This is a genomic window from Pseudomonas sp. FJ2-5-13 (assembly GCF_029201605.1).
Taxonomy (GTDB): domain Bacteria; phylum Pseudomonadota; class Gammaproteobacteria; order Pseudomonadales; family Pseudomonadaceae; genus Aquipseudomonas; species Aquipseudomonas lactis.
This window is the reverse complement of record NZ_CP104045.1, coordinates 5,885,583-5,907,298: the sequence shown is the minus strand read 5'-3', so window position 1 is coordinate 5,907,298 and position 21,716 is coordinate 5,885,583. Positions and strand designations below refer to the sequence as shown.

The 21,716-nt window shown below is 61.2% G+C and carries 21 protein-coding genes and 1 pseudogene; 6 read left to right on the top strand and 16 right to left on the bottom strand.

What is annotated here, in order from left to right; all coding sequences use genetic code 11:
- The first annotated feature begins 79 nt into the window (after window positions 1-79).
- Both tagQ and N2A98_RS26385 read left to right on the top strand, forming a co-directional pair.
- Window positions 80-1,003 carry a type VI secretion system-associated lipoprotein TagQ gene (gene tagQ / locus N2A98_RS26390; protein ID WP_044269897.1) on the top strand — a complete coding sequence of 308 codons (924 nt, stop codon included), beginning with the start codon at window positions 80-82 and terminating at the stop codon, window positions 1,001-1,003.
- A gap of 124 nt (window positions 1,004-1,127) precedes the next feature.
- The gene (locus N2A98_RS26385) at window positions 1,128-1,502 is read left to right on the top strand and encodes a hypothetical protein (protein WP_003195530.1); all 375 of its coding nucleotides are present in this window, start codon (window positions 1,128-1,130) and stop codon (window positions 1,500-1,502) included.
- 169 nt (window positions 1,503-1,671) lie between these two features.
- Here N2A98_RS26385 and N2A98_RS26380 read toward each other — a convergent pair whose 3' ends face one another.
- The 6 genes from N2A98_RS26380 to exbB all read right to left on the bottom strand — a co-directional run bounded on the left by N2A98_RS26380 (window position 1,672) and on the right by exbB (window position 8,508).
- Entirely contained in the window at window positions 1,672-3,072 is a 1,401-nt protein-coding gene (locus N2A98_RS26380; RefSeq protein ID WP_044269895.1) for an aminoacyl-tRNA deacylase and HDOD domain-containing protein, read from the bottom strand.
- A gap of 116 nt (window positions 3,073-3,188) precedes the next feature.
- Window positions 3,189-5,264, bottom strand: a complete 2,076-nt coding sequence (gene recG / locus N2A98_RS26375) for an ATP-dependent DNA helicase RecG (RefSeq protein WP_003195525.1) — start codon at window positions 5,262-5,264, stop codon at window positions 3,189-3,191.
- An 8-nt stretch (window positions 5,265-5,272) separates the two neighbouring features.
- On the bottom strand, window positions 5,273-6,193 hold the full coding sequence (locus N2A98_RS26370) for a hydrogen peroxide-inducible genes activator (RefSeq protein ID WP_003195523.1): 921 nt from the start codon (window positions 6,191-6,193) through the stop codon (window positions 5,273-5,275).
- Between the two features lie 156 nt (window positions 6,194-6,349).
- Window positions 6,350-7,096 carry an energy transducer TonB gene (locus N2A98_RS26365; RefSeq protein WP_003195521.1) on the bottom strand — a complete coding sequence of 249 codons (747 nt, stop codon included), beginning with the start codon at window positions 7,094-7,096 and terminating at the stop codon, window positions 6,350-6,352.
- Complete coding sequence (gene exbD, locus N2A98_RS26360) at window positions 7,093-7,518, bottom strand: TonB system transport protein ExbD (RefSeq protein WP_003195519.1); 426 nt, start codon at window positions 7,516-7,518, stop codon at window positions 7,093-7,095. The genes N2A98_RS26365 and exbD overlap by 4 nt, the downstream gene beginning before the upstream one ends.
- Window positions 7,519-7,524: 6 nt before the next feature.
- A complete protein-coding gene (gene exbB, locus N2A98_RS26355) occupies window positions 7,525-8,508 on the bottom strand; it encodes a tonB-system energizer ExbB (RefSeq protein ID WP_032894531.1) in 984 nt (327 codons plus the stop codon).
- A 187-nt stretch (window positions 8,509-8,695) separates the two neighbouring features.
- Between exbB and N2A98_RS26350 the strand changes: the two genes are divergently transcribed.
- Entirely contained in the window at window positions 8,696-9,547 is an 852-nt protein-coding gene (locus N2A98_RS26350) for an SDR family oxidoreductase (RefSeq protein WP_047712078.1), read from the top strand.
- A 669-nt stretch (window positions 9,548-10,216) separates the two neighbouring features.
- On the opposite strand, the gene N2A98_RS26345 is transcribed toward N2A98_RS26350, so the two are convergent.
- The 6 genes from N2A98_RS26345 to N2A98_RS26320 all read right to left on the bottom strand — a co-directional run bounded on the left by N2A98_RS26345 (window position 10,217) and on the right by N2A98_RS26320 (window position 15,510).
- Window positions 10,217-10,957, bottom strand: coding sequence for a hypothetical protein (locus N2A98_RS26345; protein WP_003195513.1), 741 nt, complete (start codon window positions 10,955-10,957; stop codon window positions 10,217-10,219).
- A 56-nt stretch (window positions 10,958-11,013) separates the two neighbouring features.
- Complete coding sequence (locus tag N2A98_RS26340) at window positions 11,014-11,394, bottom strand: RidA family protein (RefSeq protein WP_003176922.1); 381 nt, start codon at window positions 11,392-11,394, stop codon at window positions 11,014-11,016.
- Between the two features lie 24 nt (window positions 11,395-11,418).
- Window positions 11,419-13,524 (bottom strand): bifunctional GTP diphosphokinase/guanosine-3',5'-bis pyrophosphate 3'-pyrophosphohydrolase, encoded by a 2,106-nt coding sequence (gene spoT / locus N2A98_RS26335; protein WP_003195510.1) that lies wholly within the window; start codon window positions 13,522-13,524, stop codon window positions 11,419-11,421.
- 60 nt (window positions 13,525-13,584) lie between these two features.
- The gene (rpoZ, locus tag N2A98_RS26330) at window positions 13,585-13,848 is read right to left on the bottom strand and encodes a DNA-directed RNA polymerase subunit omega (RefSeq protein WP_003195508.1); all 264 of its coding nucleotides are present in this window, start codon (window positions 13,846-13,848) and stop codon (window positions 13,585-13,587) included.
- A 167-nt stretch (window positions 13,849-14,015) separates the two neighbouring features.
- Complete coding sequence (gmk, locus tag N2A98_RS26325; protein ID WP_003195506.1) at window positions 14,016-14,636, bottom strand: guanylate kinase; 621 nt, start codon at window positions 14,634-14,636, stop codon at window positions 14,016-14,018.
- A gap of 10 nt (window positions 14,637-14,646) precedes the next feature.
- Entirely contained in the window at window positions 14,647-15,510 is an 864-nt protein-coding gene (locus N2A98_RS26320; protein ID WP_275622813.1) for a YicC/YloC family endoribonuclease, read from the bottom strand.
- Window positions 15,511-15,797: 287 nt separating this feature from the next.
- Here N2A98_RS26320 and rph point away from each other — a divergent pair, with 287 nt between their 5' ends.
- Together rph and N2A98_RS26310 are read left to right on the top strand one after the other, a co-directional pair.
- Window positions 15,798-16,520: a ribonuclease PH gene (rph, locus tag N2A98_RS26315; protein WP_003195497.1), complete on the top strand. Its 723-nt coding sequence runs from the start codon at window positions 15,798-15,800 to the stop codon at window positions 16,518-16,520.
- A gap of 22 nt (window positions 16,521-16,542) precedes the next feature.
- Window positions 16,543-16,911, top strand: a complete 369-nt coding sequence (locus tag N2A98_RS26310) for a DUF4870 domain-containing protein (protein WP_044269858.1) — start codon at window positions 16,543-16,545, stop codon at window positions 16,909-16,911.
- A gap of 59 nt (window positions 16,912-16,970) precedes the next feature.
- Here N2A98_RS26310 and N2A98_RS26305 read toward each other — a convergent pair whose 3' ends face one another.
- The gene (locus N2A98_RS26305) at window positions 16,971-17,750 is read right to left on the bottom strand and encodes an exodeoxyribonuclease III (protein ID WP_003195493.1); all 780 of its coding nucleotides are present in this window, start codon (window positions 17,748-17,750) and stop codon (window positions 16,971-16,973) included.
- Between the two features lie 82 nt (window positions 17,751-17,832).
- Here N2A98_RS26305 and pyrE point away from each other — a divergent pair, with 82 nt between their 5' ends.
- Window positions 17,833-18,477 (top strand): orotate phosphoribosyltransferase, encoded by a 645-nt coding sequence (pyrE, locus tag N2A98_RS26300; RefSeq protein WP_003195489.1) that lies wholly within the window; start codon window positions 17,833-17,835, stop codon window positions 18,475-18,477.
- A 197-nt stretch (window positions 18,478-18,674) separates the two neighbouring features.
- On the opposite strand, the gene argB is transcribed toward pyrE, so the two are convergent.
- From argB to dut, 3 genes and pseudogenes are all read right to left on the bottom strand, one after another.
- A complete protein-coding gene (gene argB, locus N2A98_RS26295) occupies window positions 18,675-19,580 on the bottom strand; it encodes an acetylglutamate kinase (protein WP_032894535.1) in 906 nt (301 codons plus the stop codon).
- A gap of 19 nt (window positions 19,581-19,599) precedes the next feature.
- Window positions 19,600-21,012: pseudogene (locus tag N2A98_RS26290) on the bottom strand (phosphomannomutase/phosphoglucomutase); the annotation flags it as partial.
- 248 nt (window positions 21,013-21,260) lie between these two features.
- The gene (gene dut / locus N2A98_RS26285; RefSeq protein WP_003195482.1) at window positions 21,261-21,716 is read right to left on the bottom strand and encodes a dUTP diphosphatase; all 456 of its coding nucleotides are present in this window, start codon (window positions 21,714-21,716) and stop codon (window positions 21,261-21,263) included.

The following is a 21,716-nucleotide window of genomic DNA, read 5'->3' as shown; positions in this document are numbered from 1 at the left end:
GGCTGTCTAGCGAGCTTGGAAGGGACTCAGGCGGCGGTGGGCCGTGCTGGGCAAGTCAAACTTAACAGAGATCACATCTATGCTTTTTTCCCGTAAGGCGGTTTCCAAGCGTCACCTGCTGCTGATCGCAGCCGGTTTCAGCACCGTGTTGACTGGTTGCGCTACGTCGCCTGCATCCAAGGTAGCGTCGAGCACCAAGGTCGAGTACTACCCCAACTGCTACGAGCCGGTGCAGCACCTGCGCGCCACCGATTCGGACATGACCAAGTCGGTCGTCACCGGTGCAGCCCTTGGCGCGGCCGGCGGTGCCCTGCTGGGCGCCCTGACCGGCGACAAGGACAGCCGTGGCCGCAATGCCGCAATCGGTGCCGCAGGCGGCGCCCTGGCTGGCGGCGCGGCGGGTTACTACACCGAGCGCCAGAAGCAGATCACCGATGACAACCAGCGCATCGCGTCCTACTCCACCGACTTCAACAAAAGCGCCTCGGACATCGACCGCAGCACCGCCTATGCCAAGGCCTCGCAGCAGTGCTACCAGAGCGCATTCACCAAGCTGGTGGCTGATCGCAAGGCCAAGACCGTCAACGACACCGAAGGCCGCAAGCGCCTGGCGGAAATCGTCGCGGGCCTGAAGGAATCCAATGACCTGATCGTGACGGTCAACGGCAAAGCCAGCGAAGACCTGAACAACTACACCCAAGCGTACGAGAAAGATCTGCAACAGGTCGGCGTACAGCGCAGCGATGTGGTGACCGTGGCCACCGCCGATACCACGCCAGTGGTCGCTCCGGCCAAGGGTAAAAAAGCCGTCAAGCCTGCCAAGAAGCCAGTGCTGCCAACAGTGCCAAAAGAAGCGGTAACCACCGAGCGCAGTATCCAGACCGTGCAGGCCAAGCAAGCTGAAAGCAAGCAGGTCGCCACTGCGGGCAAAACCCAGATCGAAGCAACCTGCCGCAATCCAAACCTGGCCGACTGGGCGCCAGTGCCTTGCCCTAACGTTTAAGTACTTGTTGCTATAAGCGTTAAACGCCAACCGATCTGCGCCTAAAGCGCGAGATCGGTGGCGTTCTTTTTGCAAATCGTTACACTGCTGCGGCCACTCCAATAAATACACCGAGGCCGTGTGCATGAAATTTCGTCTTCTCTTGTGGGTGCTTGGCCTGATGATGGGCAAAGCCAGCCGCACCAACCCCGCCTTCCAGCAGCAACTGGGTGACAAAGACCTGGCCTTCCAGCTGCAGACCCTCGACGGCAAGGTTGCCCGTCACTTCATCGTCAAAGACCAGCGCATCACTAGCCGCTCAGGTGTCCACCCGGCGCCGGCTTTCGCGATTGCCTTCAAGGATGCCGCCTACGGCTTCGCCACGATGCAGGCGAAGAACAAGCAATTGGCGTTCATGACGGGGATTCAGGACAAGTCGATCCAGATCAAGGGCAACCCGGCACTGGTGATCTGGTTCCAGGGGCTGACCAAGTATTTGAAGCCGAAGAAAAAGAAGTAACACCTGTAGGAGCGAGCAAGCTCGCTCCTACATTGAGGGGGGGGGCAGGTAGACCGAGTTGGATTCATCGCAGGCAAGCCAGCTCCCACAGTGACCGCGTTCCAACTTGGAAATACGGTCAATTGTGGGAGCTGGCTTGCCTGCGATAGCGGTGTCACAGGCGCCAGATTTACCCCTGGCTGAACTGCGAAGCCAATTCGCGCAACAGCACTTCGGCATCCAGCACTTTACCCACCACATCTTCCGCCTTCTCGCGGCTCAGGCCCAGGCGCTCCAGCAACGCGTCCGGAATGGATTCATCCGGCCCGGAGCCAATCCCCCGGCTGCGCAACAGGCGCACCGCCAGGCACACCAGGTTTGGGTATTCGGCGTATTGCCCGTCATACGTGGGGTCGTGCTGGAAGCGCAGGGCGGTGCACAGTTCGTCCGGCATGTCCCAGTAGCGCATCAGCCAGGCGCCGATCTGTTCGCGGCTGATGCCCAGCAAGTGTTGCTCGACGTAGCTGTGGCACAGGTGCGGGTTGACCTCCAGGTGCCGGCAGATCAGCGAGAAGTGCGGCGGAAACACGTGGGCCAGCAGCAGGTAACCGAAGTTGTGCAGCAAACCTGCCAGGTAGGTCAGGCCAGCTTCAGGGCGCTGGGCGCGGGGCATGGCGCGGGTCAGGCCCTCGATGACGGCGGCGGTGTAGATCGACTGGTGCCAGTACGGCGTGGACAGGTGCGGGCGGTCCTTGGGCAGGCTCAGGGTTTTGCCCAAGGCCAGGCCCAGCGCTAGGTTGATCACAAGATCAAAGCCCAACACGCGCACGATGGCGTCTTCCACTGAGCGGATCTTGCCCGGCGAGGCGTAGTAGGGCGACGCGGCCCAACTGACGACCTGGGCGGCAAGGGCTGGGTCGGTTTCCACCACGCCAGTGATGTCGTCGATGGTGGCGTTGGGGTCGACACGCAGCTTGATGATCTTCTGCGCGGTGTCGGCCAACGGCGGAATCTCGATGGTCGCTTCCAGGCGTTGCTGGATACGGCGCGCAGTGAACGCTTGCATCGCCTGGGTGATTTCCTCGCGGTCATCATTAGGGCGGTCGAGGTTCGGGCGGATGTTGCTCAAGGGTTCGCCAAACTGCGCGGCGCTGGCCTTGGTGAGCAGGCTCTTGAAGGCGTCGGTGGGGATTTCCAGCAACAGCCCGGCTTCGCCCGAATGCACCAGCAGGCTGGGCTCATTGAGCAAGCGGCCTTCGTACAGGCACGGCGAACTGGTCAGGGGCGGCAAGCCTGGCAGCAGGCTCAGGTCATGCTTGCCCAACATGCGCTCGACACGCTCGGGGGCCACGGCCGTGAGGCGGCGACCGGTGAGTTCGGCGAGGCGGTTGAGGTCCAGCAACTGGCTTTGGGGGAACAGCACCATGAGCGCGCCAACCGCATCCTCAAGCAACACCGCCTGGACCTTTCGGGCAGGGTTCAGGCCAGGCTGTTCCATGACTTCCGTGTAGGGGATGGCGAGCTTTGCGAGCAGCGCCCGAATGACCGGCGGGGCGGTCAGTGGGGCTGTGGCGAGGGCAACTTCTGACATGGCCTGATCCAATTTCTTACATTCATTGGAGTATAACCAGCTTGATACGGGTGTTGGTCGGATAAGTGTTCTTTGTGACGAGGTTGGCTGTGCGCCGATCCCGCTGTAGGAGCGGGTCAGACTTGGCCGTATTGCTGGCCGTGGCGCAGCCAGCGGTTGAGCAACGGGCTGACGTGATCGGGCCAACGCTCAAGCAAGGCTTGCGCAGCATCGCGCACGGCGGGCAGCAGGTCGGCATCGCGCATCAGGTCGGCAACCTTGAATTGCAGCAGGCCGGTCTGGCGCGTGCCGAGCATTTCACCTGGGCCGCGCAGTTCCAGGTCTTTTTCGGCGATGACAAAACCGTCGTTGGTTTCGCGCATGATGCCCAGGCGCTGGCGACCGATCTGCGACAGCGGCGGGTGATAGAGCAGCACGCAGTGGCTGGCGGCGCTGCCCCGGCCAACCCGCCCGCGCAGCTGGTGCAGTTGCGCCAGGCCCAGGCGCTCGGGGTTTTCGATGATCATCAGGCTGGCGTTGGGGACGTCCACGCCCACTTCAATCACGGTGGTGGCCACCAGTAATTGCAGGTTGCCGGCCTTGAACTCGGCCATCACCGCGGCTTTTTCCGCCGGCTTCATACGGCCATGGATCAACCCGACCTTGAGCTCACCCAAGGCGCTGGTGAGGTCTTCATAGGTAGTTTCGGCGGCCTGGCAGGTCAGTTCTTCGGACTCTTCGATCAGTGTGCACACCCAGTACGCCTGGCGGCCTTCGGCGCAGGCACCGCGCACGCGCTCGATCACTTCGACCCGCCGCGTGTCGGTGACCAGCACGGTGTTGACCGGCGTTCGCCCTGGCGGCAGTTCGTCGAGGATCGAGGTGTCGAGGTCGGCGTAGGCACTCATGGCCAGGGTGCGTGGGATCGGCGTGGCGGTCATGATCAACTGGTGCGGGTTCATGCGCCCGCCCACGCCTTTCTGGCGCAGGGCCAGGCGCTGTTGCACGCCAAAGCGGTGCTGTTCGTCGATGATCACCAGCGCAAGGTTCTTGAACTGCACTTCGTCCTGGAACAGCGCATGGGTGCCCACCACCATCGGTGCGCCGGCGGCGATCTGTTCCAGGGCGGCCACGCGGTTCTTGCCTTTGAGCTTGCCAGCCAGCCACGCCACTTCCAGACCCAGGGGTTCGAGCCAGCGCTTGAAGGTGATGAAGTGTTGTTCGGCGAGGATTTCCGTGGGTGCCATCAGCGCCACCTGATAGCCAGCTTCCAGGGCTTGCAGGGCGGCGAGGGCGGCCACCACGGTCTTGCCGGCGCCTACGTCACCCTGGATCAACCGCAGCATCGGTTCTTGCTGGCTGAGGTCGTAGGCGATTTCATTGCCCACGCGCTGTTGCGCGCCGGTGGGTGCAAAGCCGAGGTTGGCCAGGTATTGCGCAGGCAGCCGCGTGGCCTTGGGCATCGCCGGGGCGCGCAGGGAACGCATGCTTTCGCGCAGGCGTTGCTGGGACAGCTGATGCGTGAGCAGTTCTTCAAAGGCCAGTCGATGCTGGGCCCAATGATGGCCGAGGGCGAGTTCGTCCACATCGGCATCGGCGGGCGGGTGATGCAAATACCGAATCGCATCGGCCAGGGGCGCCAATTGATAGTCGCGGGCCAGCTCCAGGGGCAGCCAATCGGGCAGGCTTTGCGGGCCGAGCATGGTCAGGGTCTGCATGCACAACTGGCGCAGACGTTGCTGGGTCAGGCCCTCGGTCAGCGGGTAGATCGGCGTGAGCGTGGTGTCCACCGGTGGCGGCTCATCGCCGGTAATGGCGCGGTATTCCGGGTGGTAGATTTCCAGGCCAGAGGCGCCTGGGCGTGCCTCGCCGTAACAGCGCACGCGGGTGCCACGCTTGAGGCCTTCCTTCTGTGCGTTGCTGAAGTGGTAGAAGCGCAGGCTCAAGCCACCGGTACCATCCTGCAGACGCACCACCAGGCTGCGGCGCTTGCCCATCACCACGTCGGCGCCGCTGACGGTGCCTTCGATCACCGCGTCCTGCCCAGGGCGCAAATGGCCGATAGGCACCACGCGGGTGCGGTCCTGGTAGCGCAGGGGCAGGTGGAACAGCACGTCCTGAAGGTTCTCCAGGCCGACCTTGGCCAGCTTCTCGGCCATGGCCTCCCCGACACCCTTGAGTGCCGTCACTGACACCTGCGACAGCTCAGTCATACCGTGGCTTAGCTCGCAACGGGCGGCTTGGCCACCGAACACAGACGGATCGAGTCCGCGAGGATCTCAATCGCTTTGGGGCGCGGGAAGCTGGCGCGCCAGGCAATCGCCACGGTACGGAACGGCACCGGCGGCGTGAGTGGGCGCACTTCGATCACGCCCTGGGCGTAGTGATGGCTGTCTACCGCAGACAGCGGCAGGATCGAGATGCCCAGGCCGGACGCGACCATATGGCGAATGGTTTCCAGGGAGCTGGATTCCACCGTGGTGTGCTTGGCGCCGTCGTTGCCCTTGGTCAGGGTCGGGCAGGCTTCCAGCACCTGGTCGCGGAAGCAGTGGCCTTCACCGAGCAGCAGCAGGCTCTTGTCATTGAGCAGGCCGGCGTCGATGGTGTCCTTCTTGGTCCACGGGTGGGAGGCCGGCATCAGCACGTAGAACGGCTCGTCGTAGAGCGGCAGGGTCAGCACGTCCGCCTCGTTGAAGGGCAGGGCGATGATGATCGCGTCCAGCTCGCCGTTGCGCAGTTTATCGCGCAGCACGTGGGTGAAGTTTTCTTCGATATACAGGGGCATCTGCGGCGCGACGCGGTGCAGTTGCGGAATCAGGTGCGGGAACAGGTAGGGGCCGACTGTGTAGATCGCGCCAACCTTGAGCGGTGCGGTCAGCTGGTTCTTGCCGGCCTGGGCCAGTTCGCGAATGCTTTGCGCTTGTTCCAGGACCTTCTGGGCCTGGGCAACGATGCCTTCGCCCACAGGGGTGAGGCGCACGGCGCTCTTGCTGCGCTCGAAAATCAGCACACCGAGTTCGTCTTCAAGCTTTTTCACACCCACCGACAGCGTCGGCTGGCTGACGTGGCAACGCTCGGCTGCATGGCCGAAGTGCTGTTCTTGGGCGAGGGTCACGATGTAGCGTAATTCTGTAAGAGTCATAGCGGGCGTCCATGAGGTTGCGGGCCAAGCATACCGGCTGCAATCGATAGACGCACGTTATCAGAACTTTGCTGTGGATTGAGTGGGGAATGTCGGAATTTTGCTGAGGTAATAAAGCGAATGCGGGAGGGAGCAAGTCCCCCCCACAGTGCTCTGTCAGCGGCGACGCTTGTCGATGTTGTAAACAAACGGTGCGACCAGTTCGACGCTGCCGTTTTTCAACAGGTCGGCCGGCGGCTTGGGCAACGGCTGAGCCTTGCGGATCATCTCAAGGGTCGCACGGTCCAGGTCGGCGTTGCCGGAGCGGCCTTCCAGCTCGTAGGACAGCACATTGCCTTCGCCATCGACCACGAAGCGCAAGCGGTTCATACCTTCCTTGCCACTGCGTTGGGCGCCAGGCGGGTACTTCTTGTACTTCTGCAGATGCGCCAGCAACGTGCTTTGCCAGGAAGCCTGGGCGGCCAGCTGCTGTGCCGATGGGCCCGGCGTAGGTTGTGCGGACTTCTGCGCAGGTGCGTTGCTCGGCGGCGTTTCGCTCGGTGGCTCCTCGGAAGGTTTCTCCTTGGGCGGCTCGGGCTTCTTCTCCACCGGCTTTGGCGGTTGTGGCTTAGGCTTGGGCTTGACCGGCTTGGGCACCTGGATCGTTGGCTTGGGCGCCTCGGCCAGCTTTGGCAGGGGCAGCTCTTCGACCGGTGGTGGCGGCGGCGCAACGACCTTGGGCGGTGCTGGAGGCGGCGGTGGCGCTGGCAGCGGCGCCAGGTCGATGACCATGGCGGCGGGTGGCAGCTGGATCGCCTGCGGCGCGGACCATTGGAGCGCGATGATGATCGCGACGGCATGCACGCCCAGCACGACGGCGAGGCTGGTGCCATAACGCGTCAGTTTGTGGCGCGTCGTGATCATTTCTTGGCTGCCGTCTCAAGTCCGACCAGGCCTACCTTGAGGTAGCCGGCTGCCCGCAGGGCATCCATCACGCTCATCAGGTCACCGTAGTCCACGCCTTTGTCGGCCTGGAAGAAGATCGTCGTGTCTTTCTTGCCTTGGGTCTTGGCATCCAGCACCGGCCCCAGGGTCTCAGCCTTGACTTCTTCTTCGCCCAGGAACAGGCGTTGGTCCGCCTTGACGCTGAGGAAGATCGGTTTCTCTGGCCGCGGCGCCGGCTTGGCGCTGGACGCAGGCAGGTCCACTTTGATGTCCACGGTCGCCAGCGGTGCGGCCACCATGAAGATGATCAGCAGCACCAGCATCACGTCGATAAACGGCGTGACGTTGATTTCGTGGTTCTCGACGAGTTCGTCGTCGCCTTGATTCAAATGCAGGCCCATGGCCGATTACCCCACTTTCACCATGTGCGGTTGCGAGCTGCGCTCGGTAGGCAGGTGATCGAGGTCACGGCTGACCAGCAACAGGACTTCTGCCGATGCATCCGACACCTGGGCCTTGTAGCCGGCAATCGAACGGGCGAAGACGTTGTAGATGACCACCGCAGGAATCGCGGCAACCAGGCCTAGGGCGGTCGCCAGCAGGGCTTCGGCGATGCCGGGGGCAACGACGGCGAGGTTGGTGGTCTGGGTTTTGGCGATGCCGATGAAGCTGTTCATGATGCCCCACACGGTACCGAACAAGCCGACGAAGGGCGCGGTGGAACCGATGGTGGCGAGTACGCCGGTGCCGCTGCTCATGTTACGGCCACAGGCGGCAACCAGGCGCTCCAGGCGGAAGCTGACGCGTTCCTTGATGCCTTCTTTTTCGCGGGTGTTGGCCGACAGGCGCATTTCTTCCAGCGCGTCGTGCACCAGCAGGTTGGCCAGGGTGCCCTTCTTGGTCGCGGTTTCGCTCGCTTCCTTGAGGGTGGTGGCTTTTTTCAGGTGGACGATTTCAGCACGCAGACGACGCTTGGCGCCCAACAGCTCGAAGCCTTTGGCAATCCAGATGGTCCAGGTAATGATCGAGGCAATGGCCAAGCCGATCATGACGGCTTTCACCACCACGTCAGCATTCTGGTACATGCCCCATGGCGACAAGTCGTGGGCCATGCCCAGGGTGTTGTCTTCTTCCAGCACCACGCCGGTTTCGTCGGCAGGTGCGGCAGCGCCGGCGGCCTGGGCCGGGTCGGTGGCCACTGGCGCGACGGCAGGCGCTGCCGGGGTCGCGGCATTTTGCTCGGCGGCTGCTGGAGCGGCGGGAGCGGTGGCGTCAGCGAATGCGGCGGTCGGTGCCAGCAGTACGCTGAACAGCATCGCAGCAATCGCACGCCAGGCGCGGGAGGGACTGTGAAGCTTGGTTGGCGAAGCGGGGGTTGTATGACGTGTCATGCTGGCCGGACCTGAGAAAAAAAATGGGTGATCGTCCTTCCAGACCCAAAGGGTCGAGGACAAATGGGCGGTCATTATTGCAAGTAATTCTTGTTAACAGAAGTAATACAGTAACTTTATTTGTGCTTTTTCTGGCCGTTGGTCATCTCTGGCGGCTAATCTGCGCCTTTAAGAATGGAGTTTTGTAATGTCTGCGCCTTCTGTTGTGATTGCCGGTTGCGGTGATGTGGGTAGTCGGCTGGCTAGCCAATTGCTGGCCTCGGAATGGGAGGTCCACGGCCTGCGCCGCGATATTTCACGCCTGCCCGACGGGGTGATCGGCATCGCCGGCGACCTGTTCAAAAAGGACTGCCCTGATACCTGGCCCATCGGCGGGGTGGATTATCTGGTGTACTGCGCCGCTGCCACTGACCACGACGAAGCCGGCTATCGCGCCGCCTACGTGCAAGGGTTGCTGCATGTGTTGGAGTGGCTGGAAGACTACGGCCAGACGCCCAAGCATTTGCTGTTTGTTTCCAGCAGCAGTGTGTATGGGCAGCAGAACGGCGAGTGGGTTGACGAAACGTCCGAGACGCAAGCGAAGGGCTATTCCGGGCAGGTGATGCTGGAAGCTGAGCAAGTGGCGCTCAACAGCGGTATTCCATCCACCATCGTGCGCTTGACCGGCATCTACGGCCCTGGCCGTGAATGGCTGCTGACCCAGGTGCGTCAAGGCTACCGCGTAGCGGTTGATCCGCCGTTGTATGGCAACCGTATCCACGCCGATGACGCCGCGGGCCTGCTCGCCTTTTTGCTGCGGCATGTGGAAAAGGGCGGCTCGCTGGACAAGGTCTATATCGGCGTTGACGATGCGCCGGCACCGCTGGCCGAGGTGGTGGCCTGGTTGCGCGAGTACCTGGGTGTGACTGAGTGGGCCGAGGACGCCAGTGTGCGCCGTGCTGGCAGCAAACAATGCAGTAATGCGCGTATCAAGGCGTTGGGCTGGGTGCCGACATACCCGACCTACCGGGAAGGCTATGCGGCGATTCTGAAAGGCTGAAACACGTTCAAAACTGTGGGAGCTGGCTTGCCTGCGATAGCCATAGGTATCTACACAACTTTGTAGCCTGTAGCAGCCACCGGTAACCACGATGCGAAGCGAGTCGCTCTTGATCTTGCTCTTGATCTGCTTTTGATCTTAGGCGCCCCGTTAAACCACGCTGGCCGGAATTCGACAGGGATTTGGGGGGTAAACCGGCAGGGATGCCGGTTTAGCCGCCCCGCGCCATGGATGGCGCGTGGCGGCGGCCCCCCAAATCACTGGCGGATTACGGGCACACCGAGCCTAGGCGAGGTGCCGAGTGGTGGGGCAAGAGCGTTTTGCTTACTTTTGCGCTTTTCAAAAGTGAGCCGCCGTCAGGGCGGAACCCTAAGTGGCCGTTACCTAAATAACGGATATGTACGCGGTCGAATCCAGCATCCCGGTCGGCTGTCAGGCCGTCTTCGCAGGCAAGCCAGCTCCCACATTTGGATCGCGGTGCGTCAGTTAGAACAGCATCGGCTGTCAGGCCGTCACGGGAGCAAGCTCCCTCGCCACAGGTTCAGCGTCGCACCAAAATTGTGTAGATACCTATGCTGCGATAGCGGTATATCAATTACATCTTTGTTGGATGTAATACCGTCATCACAGGCAAGCCAGCTTCCACATTTTGATCAAGTGAGGCTTTTATTACTTTTCAAGCAGCCACTGGCGCGGGCCTGGCGTAAACGAAGGCACTTCATCGGCCTGCGCAGTATTGATCGCCTGGAAGATCTCCAGTTGCTCACCCTTGCGCGCGAAGATCCAAGGGTTGCCCTGGCCGTTCAGTTGCAGCCAGATGCTGTCATAGCCGCCGCTCATGGAGGCGCAGTCGCCTGCCAGGCAGAGTGAATAGCGATCAACTCCCGGCAGGCCGGCGACCTTGCCGTCTGCCTGGAACTGCACCGTGGCGCCGCTGCCGGTGCCGTCGCTGATCTTCCAGTCGCCGCCCATGTAGGCCGCGTACAGTGCGCGTTCGAAGTTGGCGCCCAGTGGCGCGCCTTCTGGGGCCGGGTCTTTGGCGCGGGCAAACAGCTGCTCGGGCTCATTGTCGTTGGCCACTTGCAGCAGTTGCTTGCCTTTGCGCTTGAGTTCGGTGGCAGAGCTGCCATAGAAGTCCACGTTCCACGCGCCGGGCTTTTCACCCGACAACTTGCCTTCCGCTACTTCAAAACCGTTGTAGTAGCGCGCCTGCAAGGCCTTGGTGTTGACCTCCCACTCAAGGTTGGGGCCATAGGACTGCAGGGCTTCACGCAAAGGGCCGCCTTTGGCTGCCGCGTCGATGGCGGCCTGGTTGATCCAGGTGCCGCTCACATCCAGGTCGGCGGGGTTGCTGGCACAGCCGCCGAGCAGCAGGGCGAGCAACGAGGAGGCTACAAGCGCTTTGCGCATTACGAAATCCTTCTGAAACGAAGTCGGCGCAGCCTGTTGGAGCTGCGCCGGGTGTTTTACTCGATGACCAGAATGGCATCCATCTCAACCTGTGCGCCCTTTGGCAAGGCGGCAACGCCGATGGCGGCGCGGGCTGGGTAAGGTTGTTCGAAGTACTTGCCCATGATCTCGTTGACCTTGGCGAAGTGGCTGAGGTCAGTGAGGAAGATGTTCAGCTTGACGATGTCCTTGAACGAACCACCGGCAGCTTCAGCCACGGACTTGAGGTTTTCAAAGACCTGTACGGTCTGGGCTTCGAAGCCTTCAACCAGTTCCATGGTCTTTGGGTCCAGCGGGATCTGGCCGGACATGTAGACGGTGTTGCCCGCCTTGATCGCCTGGGAATAAGTGCCGATGGCAGCTGGAGCTTTATCGCTGGTGATAACTGTCTTGGTCATGAATGACTCCTTGTAATGGATCGGTTATGCACGCATGCGGGTGATGCGGATCACACCGGTCAAGGCGCGCAGTTTTTTGATCACGCGGGCCAGGTGCACGCGGTCGTGCACGCTGACCACCAGTTGGACCACGCTGATGCGACCATCGCGTTCGTCCATGCTGATTTTCTCGATATTGCCGTCGGCGGCGTTGACGCTGCTGGCCAGCAGGGCGATCAGGCCGCGCTGGTGTTCCAACTCCACCCGCAGCTCGACGTTGAATTCGCCGGTAACATCCTTGGCCCACGAGAGCTGGATGCATTTTTCCGGGTTGTGGCGGATTTCGGTGATGTTGCGGCAGTTGTCCAGGTGCACCACCATGCCTTTGCCTGCGGACAAGTGGCCGACAATCGGGTCGCCCGGGATCGGCGTGCAACATTTGGCGTAGCTGAGTACCAGGCCCTCGGTGCCGCGAATCGCCAGCGGGCCTTCAGGGCTCGGCAGCTGTTCGCCTTCGCCCAGCAGGCGGCGCGCAACCACGTAAGCCATGCGGTTGCCCAGGCCGATATCTTCCAGCAGGTCTTCGATGGTTTCCTGGCGGTACTCGTGGAGCATCGCTTGCACGCGCTCTTGCGGGATCTTGTCCAGGGCGCTGTCGAAGCCGTTGAGCACCTTGTTCAGCAGGCGTTCGCCCAGGCTAATGGACTCGGAGCGGCGCTGCAATTTCAGTGCGTGGCGAATATGCGTACGCGCCTTTCCGGTGACCACGAAGTTGAGCCAGGCCGGGTTCGGGCGAGCGCCCGGTGCGCTGACGATCTCCACCGTGGAACCACTTTGCAGCGGTTCGGACAGCGGGGCCAGGCGCCGGTTGATGCGACAGGCGATGCAACTGTTACCGACATCGGTGTGCACCGCGTAGGCAAAGTCGACCGCCGTGGAGCCTTTGGGCAGCTCCATGATCCGGCCTTTGGGCGTGAACACGTAGACCTCGTCCGGGAACAGGTCGATCTTCACGCTTTCGATAAATTCCAGGGAGTTGCCGGCACGTTGCTGCATTTCCAGCACGCCCTTGACCCATTGGCGTGCACGGGCATGGGTGCCTTTGGGCTGTTCGTCGCCGCTGGACTTGTACAGCCAATGGGCGGCGATGCCGTTGTTGGCCATCTCTTCCATTTCGCGGGTGCGGATCTGGATCTCGATCGGCACCCCGTGCATGCCAAACAGGGTGGTATGCAGCGACTGGTAGCCGTTGGCCTTGGGAATTGCGATGTAGTCCTTGAAGCGGCCCGGCAGCGGCTTGTACAAATTATGTACAGCGCCCAGCACGCGGTAGCAGGTATCGACCTTGTCGACGATGATCCGGAACGCATACACGTCCATGATCTCGTTGAAGGCCCGACGCTTGCCGCGCATCTTCTTGTAGATGCCGTAGATGTGCTTCTGCCGTCCGCTGACCTCGCCCTCGATCTCGTCGATCGCCAGGCAATGGCTCAGGGACTCTTCGATCTTGTTGACGATTTCCTTGCGGTTGCCCCGTGCGCGCTTGACCGCCTGGTAGATGCGCGCCGAGCGCATGGGGTGCATGGCTTTAAAGCCAAGGTCTTCGAATTCGATACGAATGGCGTGCATGCCCAGCCGGTTGGCGATGGGCGCATAGATTTCCAGGGTTTCCTTGGCGATGCGCCGGCGTTTTTCGCCGGACAGCACTTCCAGCGTGCGCATGTTGTGCAGCCGGTCGGCCAGCTTGACCAGGATCACCCGAATGTCTCGGGCCATGGCCATGGCCATCTTCTGGAAGTTTTCCGCCTGGGCTTCGGCCTTGGTCTCGAAGTTCATCTGGGTCAGCTTGCTGACCCCATCGACCAGTTCGGCCACGGTTTCGCCAAATTGCGCACTGAGCGCTTCCTTGGCAATGCCGGTGTCTTCGATCACGTCATGCAGCATCGCGGCCATCAGGCTCTGATGGTCCATGTGCATGTCGGCAAGAATATTGGCCACCGCAAGAGGATGGGTGACATACGCCTCGCCGCTACGGCGGCGTTGGCCGTCGTGGGCTTGTTCGGCGTAGAAATACGCTCGGCGAACCAGGTTGACCTGGTCGGCGCCGAGGTAGGCCGATAAGCGATCGGCGAGGGCGTCTATGCTCGGCAAAGTGTGAACTCCTGCCGATGGCTGTGACCCCGCGCCGTGCTACGTCGACCAGGCATAGGCTTAGACGTCCTCGTTGGACTCGCCTTCGAACGCTGCAAACAGCGGTTCGTCTTCAACGATTTCGGCGTTGGCGATGAACTCGTAGCTCATCAGGCCTTCAGCGATTTCACGCAGGGCTACAACGGTAGGCTTGTCGTTTTCCCACTGGACCAGGGGCTCTTTGCCGCCAGTGGCCAGTTGACGGGCACGCTTGGTAGAGAGCATGACCAGCTCAAAGCGGTTATCCACGTGTTCTAGGCAGTCTTCAACGGTTACGCGGGCCATGGTATTCCTCGGAGCGAATGCAAGATGCGCGCTGCCCGGTTGGGCGAGCGGACTGAGCAGTTTAAAAAATCACCAGCGTTTAGGGAAGCGCTGATTTTTCGCAGGCCTTCGCAAAACCGCTACAAGTGCCAATGTAAGGCCCTTGCAGCCGTTTTGGGAAGAGCCAATCAGCCGAGCAATTCGGCGAGTAATTTGCCGAAACGTTGCTGTTGGCGCTTTTGCTGCAGTTGGTTGGCGCGGAAAATCGCCTTCAAATCGTCCAGTGCGTGGGCAAAGTCGTCATTGATGATCAGGTAGTCGTAGTCGACGTAGTGGCTCATTTCGCTGACGGCCTCACGCATGCGGCCCTCGATGATCTCATCGCTGTCCTGGCCGCGGTTGGTCAGGCGCTGGTGCAGGGCTTGGAGCGAGGGCGGCAGGATGAAGATGGAGCGCGCCTTGGGCATCAGCTGGCGCACTTGCTCGGCGCCCTGCCAGTCGATTTCCAGGATCAGGTCGTGGCCTTCGTCCAGGGTCTGTTGCAGGTGGCTTTGCGAGGTGCCATAGAGGTTGCCGAACACTTCGGCGCGCTCCAGGAAGTCACCATGCTCGATCATCTTGACGAACTCGGTACGCTCTACGAAGTGATAGTGCACGCCGTCCACTTCGCCCGGGCGCATGGCGCGGGTGGTGTGGGAGACCGAAATGCGGATCTGCTCGTCGGCGTCGGTCAAAGCCTTGACCAGGCTGCTTTTGCCCGCGCCCGAAGGGGCGGAAATGATGTAAAGGGTGCCGGTGCTGTGGGTCATGGAGGGTGCCTTACTCAATGTTCTGTACTTGTTCGCGCATTTGCTCGATCAACACTTTGAGGTTGACCGCCGCCGTGGTGCTGCGCGGGTCGAACGCCTTGGAGCCCAGTGTATTGGCTTCGCGGTTGAGTTCCTGCATCAGGAAGTCCAGGCGCCGACCGGCGGCACCGCCCGACTTGAGTACGCGGCGCACTTCAAGGATATGGGTGCTCAGGCGGTCGAGTTCTTCGGCCACGTCGTTCTTCTGCGCGAGCAGGACCATTTCCTGTTCCAGGCGCGTCGGGTCGAGGTCGGCTTTCATGTCGGTAAAGCGGTCGAGGACCTTCTGGCGCTGGGTGGCGAGCATCTGCGGTACCAGTTCGCGCAGGGTCACCACGTCGGCTTCGATCGACGTCAGCCGCTCGTTGATCAGGCGCGCCAGCTCGGCGCCTTCGCGCTCGCGGCCGGCCTTGAGTTCCTTCAGGCCCTGGTTGAACAGGGCGAGGGCTTCGGCATTCAGGGCCTGCGGGTCGGCCGCGTCGGCCACCAGCACGCCGGGCCAGGCCAATACTTCCAGAGGGTTCAATGCGGCCGGCTGCTTGATCAGGCCAGCGATGGTTTCGGCCGCGGCCACCAGTTGGGCGGCGCGGTCGCGGTCAACCTGCAGCGGCTTGCCGGTGGTTTCTTCGGTAAAGCGCAAGGTGCATTCCAGCTTGCCACGGGAGATGCCCTGGCGCAGCGCTTCACGCACCGCTCCTTCGAGGTCGCGGAACGACTCTGGCAGGCGCAGGTGCGGCTCCAGGTAACGGCTGTTGACCGAGCGCAGTTCCCAGCTGAGGGTGCCTTGGGCCCCGGCTTTTTCGACACGGGCGAAGGCGGTCATGCTGTGCACCATGGAGGTACCTCGCGTTGGATAAATAGAAAGTGACCAGGCCGACCTGTAGGAGCGAGCTGGCTGGCGAAGAACGCAAGGGCACCGCGTTGAATCAGGAAGGCCCCGTAATCGTTGACGTTTTTCGCGAGCAGGCTCGCTCCTACCGTCTGGAGGCGCAGGATTGTAGCGCAGTGGGAGGGGGTCGCCCAAACCCGGGCATTGGTAACCGGATTTTTTAGAAGTGCCCCGAACCGGTTCGCGGCTCTATAATGCTCGGCAGTTTTTCGTCCTCAGTACAGGTATCCCCTATGAAACGTCCAAGTGGTCGCGCTGCCGATCAGCTCCGCTCGATCCGCATCACCCGCAACTACACCAAACACGCCGAGGGATCTGTACTGGTCGAGTTTGGCGATACCAAGGTCATCTGCACGGTCAGCGTCGAAAACGGCGTGCCGCGCTTCCTCAAGGGCCAGGGCCAGGGTTGGTTGACCGCTGAATACGGCATGCTGCCGCGCGCCACTGGCGAGCGTAACCAGCGTGAAGCCAGCCGTGGCAAGCAAGGCGGGCGCACCCTGGAAATCCAGCGCCTGATCGGCCGTTCCCTACGTGCCGCTCTGGATATGTCCAAACTGGGTGACGTCACCCTCTACGTCGATTGCGACGTGATCCAGGCAGATGGCGGCACCCGCACGGCGTCCATCACCGGCGCCATGGTGGCCCTGGTCGACGCGCTGAAAGTGATCAAAAAACGCGGTGGCCTGAAAGCGGGTGACCCGCTCAAGCAGATGATCGCCGCTGTATCGGTCGGTATGTACCAGGGCGAGCCTGTGCTGGACCTGGACTACCTGGAAGACTCGGCTGCCGAGACCGATCTCAATGTGGTCATGACCAGCACCGGTGGTTTCATCGAAGTGCAGGGCACTGCCGAAGGCGCGCCATTCCAGCCGGCTGAGCTGAACGCCATGCTGGCCTTGGCCCAGAAGGGCATGACCGAAATCTTTGAATTGCAGAACGCCGCGCTGGCTGACTGAGCCGGCCCCAAGGAGATGCACCATGAATGACAGCCAGTTGCCAGTTCCGGCACCGTCCAAGGAAGTACGCCAGTGGGCAATGTTGTGTCATTTCGCGGCATTCCTGGGGTTGGTATTTCCCTTCGGCAGCCTGCTGGGGCCGTTGATCCTGTGGCAGTTCAAGAAGGACATGGACCCGCTCGTCGATGACCAGGGCAAGGAAGCGCTGAATTTCCAGATCACCGTGGCGATCGCCTGGCTGGTGTGCCTGTTGTTGGGCTTTGTGGTGGTCGGCTTCTTGCTGATGACCGTGCTGGTGATGGGTGCGTTGATTCTGACGATCATCGCCGGTATCAAGGCCAACAAAGGCATTGCCTATCGCTATCCGTGGACCTGGCGCCTGGTCAAGTAACCGAGCGGCCACAAAAAAACCGACATCACTGTCGGTTTTTTTGTGCCTGGAGAATGACCTCAGATGGTCAATGTCCAATCGTAGTCCACGATCAGCGGCGCGTGCTGCGAGAAGCGCGGCTGGCGCGGCAGGCGTGCGCTACGTACGAACCGGCGCAGGCCAGGGGTCAGCAGCTGGTAGTCGAAACGCCAGCCAAGGTTGAGCATCTCGGCCTGTTCGTTATCCGGCCACCAGCTGTACTGGTCGCCTTCGCGGCTGACTTCGCGCAGGGCATCGACATAGCCCATGTTGCCGACAATCTCGTCCATCCAGGCGCGTTCCGGCGCCAGGAAGCCTGGGGATTGCTGGCTGTCGCGCCAGTTCTTGATATCCAGCTTCTGTTGCGCCACGTACAGCGAGCCACAATAAATGTACTCGCGACGTTTGCGTCGCTGTTTATCCAAGTAACGGGCGAAATCGTCCATTAGCTTGAATTTCTGGTTCAAGTCTTCATCGCCGTTCTGCCCGGAAGGAAGCAGCAAGGTCGCGATGCTGACCTTGTCGAAATCGGCTTGCAGGTAACGCCCGTAGCGGTCGGCTGTCTCGAAGCCGAGGCCGCTGATGACCGCCTTGGGTTGCAACCGCGAGTACAAAGCCACGCCACCTTGGGTGGGCACTTCGGCATCGCAGGCATAAAGGAAGTAGCCATCCAGTTGGAAGGCTGGGTCGTCCAGTTCAAAGGCGGAGGCACGGGTGTCCTGCAGGCAGATGACGTCGGCATTCTGTGCTTGCAGCCAACTGAGCAAACCACGCTCGACTGCAGCCTGAATACCATTAACGTTCACACTGATGATCCGCATAAATGGCCCCAAAAATCGCGTGCGTGTATGATACACGCCGTCCACCCAATTAGCTAAATCCGTGGTATCTGAGGCTTTTTTCATGCAGGCGTATCAGCGCGATTTCATTCGTTTTGCCATCGATCGCGGCGTTTTACGCTTCGGTGAGTTCACCCTCAAGTCCGGGCGCACCAGCCCGTACTTCTTCAATGCGGGCCTGTTCAATTCAGGTTCGGCCCTGGCTCAGCTGGGCCGTTTCTATGCGGCAGCCATCGTTGAGAGCGGTATTTCCTTCGACGTACTCTTTGGCCCGGCCTACAAGGGTATTCCCCTGGCTGCGGCGACGGCGGTCGCTCTGGCGGAGCATCACGGGCAGGACCTGCCGTGGTGTTTCAACCGTAAGGAAGCCAAGGCCCATGGTGAAGGCGGCAGCCTGGTTGGCGCACCGTTGACCGGCGATGTGCTGATCATCGATGACGTGATCACCGCGGGTACTGCTATCCGTGAAGTGATGCAGATCATTGCTTCCCAGGACGGCGCCAAGGCTGCCGGTGTGCTGATCGCCCTGAACCGCCAGGAGCGCGGCAACGGTGAGTTGTCGGCGATCCAGGAAGTGGAGCGCGATTTCGGCATTCCGGTGGTGAGCATCGTGTCGTTGAACCAGGTGTTGCAGTTCCTGGAAGATGACCCGCAGCTCAAGCAGCATTTGCCGGCGGTGCGTGCCTACCGCGAGCAGTTTGGCGTCTGACGCCGCTCTCCCTGTAGGAGCGAGCTTGTGTGGGAGCGGGCTTGCTCGCGAATGCGGTGGGTCAGCAACCTAATCAGTGACTGACACTGCGCATTCGCGAGCAAGCCCGCTCCCACAGGGGATCTCCATTGTCCTCACGCTCTATGCAAAAAAGCCCCGCTCAATTCAATTGAGCGGGGCTTTTTTGTTTGCAGCGATTAAGGCCGCTTGCGGTTACTGATCAGCGTGCCCATACCGGTATCCGTGAAGATTTCCAGCAGTACCGCATTCGGCACGCGGCCATCGATGATCAGCGAGCTGCCGACGCCGCCTTGCACTGCTTCCAGCGCGCAGCGGATCTTGGGCAGCATGCCGCCGTAGATGGTGCCGTCGGCGATCAGGTCATCCACCTGTTGGGTGGTCAAGCCGGTCAGTACCTTGCCTTCCTTGTCCATCAGGCCGGCGATGTTGGTCAGCAGCATCAGCTTTTCAGCCTTCAACGCTTCCGCCACTTTGCCCGCCACCAGGTCGGCGTTGATGTTGTACGACTCGCCATTGGCGCCCACGCCGATCGGCGCGATCACCGGGATGAAGTCACCCTTGACCAGCAGGTTGAGCAGGTCGGTGTTCACGCCCACCACTTCACCCACCTGGCCGATATCGATGATTTCCGGCTGAGTCATTTCAGGTGTCTTGCGGGTAACGGTGAGCTTTTTTGCACGGATCAGCTCCGCATCCTTGCCGGTCAGGCCGATGGCGCTGCCGCCGTGGCGGTTGATCAGGTTGACGATGTCTTTGTTGACCTGGCCACCGAGGACCATTTCCACCACGTCCATGGTTTGCGCGTCAGTGACGCGCATGCCATCGATGAAGTGACTCTCGATCGACAAACGCTTGAGCAGGTCGCCGATTTGCGGGCCGCCGCCGTGGACGACCACGGGGTTGATCCCCACGGCCTTCATCAGCACGATGTCGCGGGCAAAGCCGGTTTTCAGCTCATCGCTTTCCATGGCATTGCCGCCGTACTTGATCACCAGCGTCTTGCCGACGTAGCGTCGAATATAAGGCAACGCTTCGGACAGGACCTTGGCGGTGTTGGCAGCGGCTTCGCGTTCGAGGGTCATTCAGGGCTCCGGGCAAAAATCAGAACGGTAATTGGAGATCAGGGGCAACACGTTTCAACTGGGCGTGGAACACGTCCTTGATGCGCTGCAACTCCGCTTCGGTATCCGCCTCGAAACGCAGGACCAGCACCGGTGTGGTGTTGGACGCGCGAACCAGGCCCCAGCCTTTGGCGTAATCGACTCGCACACCATCAATGGTGGTCAGGTTGGCGCCTTCACCCCATTGCGCATCGTGCAATGCGTCAATGATGCTGAATTTGCTCTCCTCGGTCACATGGATATTGATCTCAGGCGTAGAAATATCATTCGGGAAGGTCTGAAACAGCTCTTGCGCCGTGGATTTCTCCTTGCTGAGGATCTCCAGCAGACGAGCGGCGCTGTAAATACCGTCGTCAAACCCGAACCAGCGCTCCTTGAAGAAGACGTGGCCGCTCATTTCACCGGCCAACAGCGCGCCGGTTTCCTTCATTTTCTTTTTGATCAACGAGTGACCGGTCTTCCACATTAGCGGGCGACCGCCGTATTCCTTGATCAATGGCGTGAGGCGACGCGTGCATTTCACGTCGAAGATGATCTCGGCGTTGGGGTTGCGCGCCACTACGTCACGGGCGAACAGCATCAGCAGGCGGTCCGGGAACACGATCTCGCCGGTTTCGGTCACCACGCCTACACGGTCGCCGTCGCCATCGAAGGCCAGGCCGACGTCGGCGCCCACTTCCTTGACCTTGGCGATCAGGTCCACCAGGTTTTCCGGCTTGCCTGGGTCTGGGTGATGGTTGGGGAAGTTGCCGTCCACTTCGCAGAACAGTGGGATCACTTCGCAGTTCAGGGCTTCGAGCAGTTGCGGGGCAATCACGCCGGCTGCGCCGTTGCCGCAGTCCACCACGACTTTCAGGCGGCGGGCGAGCTTGACGTCACGGGTGATTTCATCGGAGTAGCGCGGGAGGATATCGACCTTGGTGATGCTGCCGGTGCCGCTGGTCAAGTCGTTGGTCTTCAGGCGGGTGTGCAAGGCCTGGATCTGTTCATTGGCCAGGGTGTCGCCAGCGATGACGATCTTGAAGCCGTTGTAGTCCGACGGGTTGTGGCTGCCGGTGAGCATGACCCCGGATTTGCCCGCCAGTACGTTGGCGGCGTAGTACAGCGCGGGGGTTGGTACCAGGCCGACGTCGCTGACGTGGCAGCCGCTGTCAGCCAGGCCCTGGATCAGTTGCTCGACCAGCTCCGGGCCGGACAAGCGGCCGTCACGGCCTACCGAAACGTTGGGTTCGCCCTGGGCCAGGCTCTGGGAGCCGATGGCGCGGCCGATCCAGTAGGCGGTTTCGGCGGTCAGGGTCTTGGGGACCACGCCACGGATGTCATAGGCGCGAAAAATGCTGTCGGGAAAGGTCGGGGCTACGCGGGCTGCGGTACTCATCGCGGGGGAAACTCCATCTGAAAGGGGGCAAGGCTGGCCTGATGTGGCTGGCCGGCAGGCTCAAACTGAAGGGTATGACGGCGTTTTCGGCAGAGAGTTCGTGGTGTAAAAATGCCATCGGCGCTCTGGCTTTAGCATTATTTTTACGTAGTCCTTTGATTTCATTAGAGAAATCTCGATGATTATTTCCGCGCATTCTTCATCCTGAAAAGCCGGGCGGTGGCGCGTGGCCGGACGATGGCGTCCGGCCACGGTCAGCTTAGTCAGTGACTGCCGGAATGCCCAAAACCGCCTGCGCCGCGTTGGGTTTCGTCAAATTCCTGCACCAATTCAAAATGCGCCTGCACCACCGGCACCAGTACCAGTTGGGCGATGCGCTCGCCGATCGCGATGTTGAAAGCAGTCTGGCCACGGTTCCAGCACGACACCATCAACTCGCCCTGGTAGTCCGAATCGATCAGGCCGACCAGGTTGCCGAGCACGATGCCATGTTTGTGGCCCAGGCCGGAGCGCGGCAGGATCAACGCCGCCAAGCCTGGATCGCCGACATAGATCGACAGGCCAGTAGGAATCAGGATGGTCTGGCCCGGCTCAAGGACGGTGTCCTCCTTGAGCATGGCGCGCAGGTCCAGGCCGGCGGAGCCGGGTGTTGCGTAGGCCGGCAGGGGGAATTCGTTGCCGAGGCGTGGATCGAGGATCTTGGCTTGCAAAGCGTGCAT

Excerpts from the sequence above, each read along its gene's own strand:
- tagQ (WP_044269897.1), top strand. The coding sequence starts at position 80 with ATGCTTTTTTCCCGTAAGGCGGTTTCCAAGCGTCACCTGCTGCTGATC.
- N2A98_RS26385 (WP_003195530.1), top strand. The coding sequence starts at position 1,128 with ATGAAATTTCGTCTTCTCTTGTGGGTGCTTGGCCTGATGATGGGCAAA.
- N2A98_RS26380 (WP_044269895.1), bottom strand. The coding sequence starts at position 3,072 with ATGTCAGAAGTTGCCCTCGCCACAGCCCCACTGACCGCCCCGCCGGTC.
- recG (WP_003195525.1), bottom strand. The coding sequence starts at position 5,264 with ATGACTGAGCTGTCGCAGGTGTCAGTGACGGCACTCAAGGGTGTCGGG.
- N2A98_RS26370 (WP_003195523.1), bottom strand. The coding sequence starts at position 6,193 with ATGACTCTTACAGAATTACGCTACATCGTGACCCTCGCCCAAGAACAG.
- N2A98_RS26365 (WP_003195521.1), bottom strand. The coding sequence starts at position 7,096 with ATGATCACGACGCGCCACAAACTGACGCGTTATGGCACCAGCCTCGCC.
- exbD (WP_003195519.1), bottom strand. The coding sequence starts at position 7,518 with ATGGGCCTGCATTTGAATCAAGGCGACGACGAACTCGTCGAGAACCAC.
- exbB (WP_032894531.1), bottom strand. The coding sequence starts at position 8,508 with ATGACACGTCATACAACCCCCGCTTCGCCAACCAAGCTTCACAGTCCC.
- N2A98_RS26350 (WP_047712078.1), top strand. The coding sequence starts at position 8,696 with ATGTCTGCGCCTTCTGTTGTGATTGCCGGTTGCGGTGATGTGGGTAGT.
- N2A98_RS26345 (WP_003195513.1), bottom strand. The coding sequence starts at position 10,957 with ATGCGCAAAGCGCTTGTAGCCTCCTCGTTGCTCGCCCTGCTGCTCGGC.
- N2A98_RS26340 (WP_003176922.1), bottom strand. The coding sequence starts at position 11,394 with ATGACCAAGACAGTTATCACCAGCGATAAAGCTCCAGCTGCCATCGGC.
- rpoZ (WP_003195508.1), bottom strand. The coding sequence starts at position 13,848 with ATGGCCCGCGTAACCGTTGAAGACTGCCTAGAACACGTGGATAACCGC.
- gmk (WP_003195506.1), bottom strand. The coding sequence starts at position 14,636 with ATGACCCACAGCACCGGCACCCTTTACATCATTTCCGCCCCTTCGGGC.
- N2A98_RS26320 (WP_275622813.1), bottom strand. The coding sequence starts at position 15,510 with ATGGTGCACAGCATGACCGCCTTCGCCCGTGTCGAAAAAGCCGGGGCC.
- rph (WP_003195497.1), top strand. The coding sequence starts at position 15,798 with ATGAAACGTCCAAGTGGTCGCGCTGCCGATCAGCTCCGCTCGATCCGC.
- N2A98_RS26310 (WP_044269858.1), top strand. The coding sequence starts at position 16,543 with ATGAATGACAGCCAGTTGCCAGTTCCGGCACCGTCCAAGGAAGTACGC.
- N2A98_RS26305 (WP_003195493.1), bottom strand. The coding sequence starts at position 17,750 with ATGCGGATCATCAGTGTGAACGTTAATGGTATTCAGGCTGCAGTCGAG.
- pyrE (WP_003195489.1), top strand. The coding sequence starts at position 17,833 with ATGCAGGCGTATCAGCGCGATTTCATTCGTTTTGCCATCGATCGCGGC.
- argB (WP_032894535.1), bottom strand. The coding sequence starts at position 19,580 with ATGACCCTCGAACGCGAAGCCGCTGCCAACACCGCCAAGGTCCTGTCC.
- dut (WP_003195482.1), bottom strand. The coding sequence starts at position 21,716 with ATGCACGCTTTGCAAGCCAAGATCCTCGATCCACGCCTCGGCAACGAA.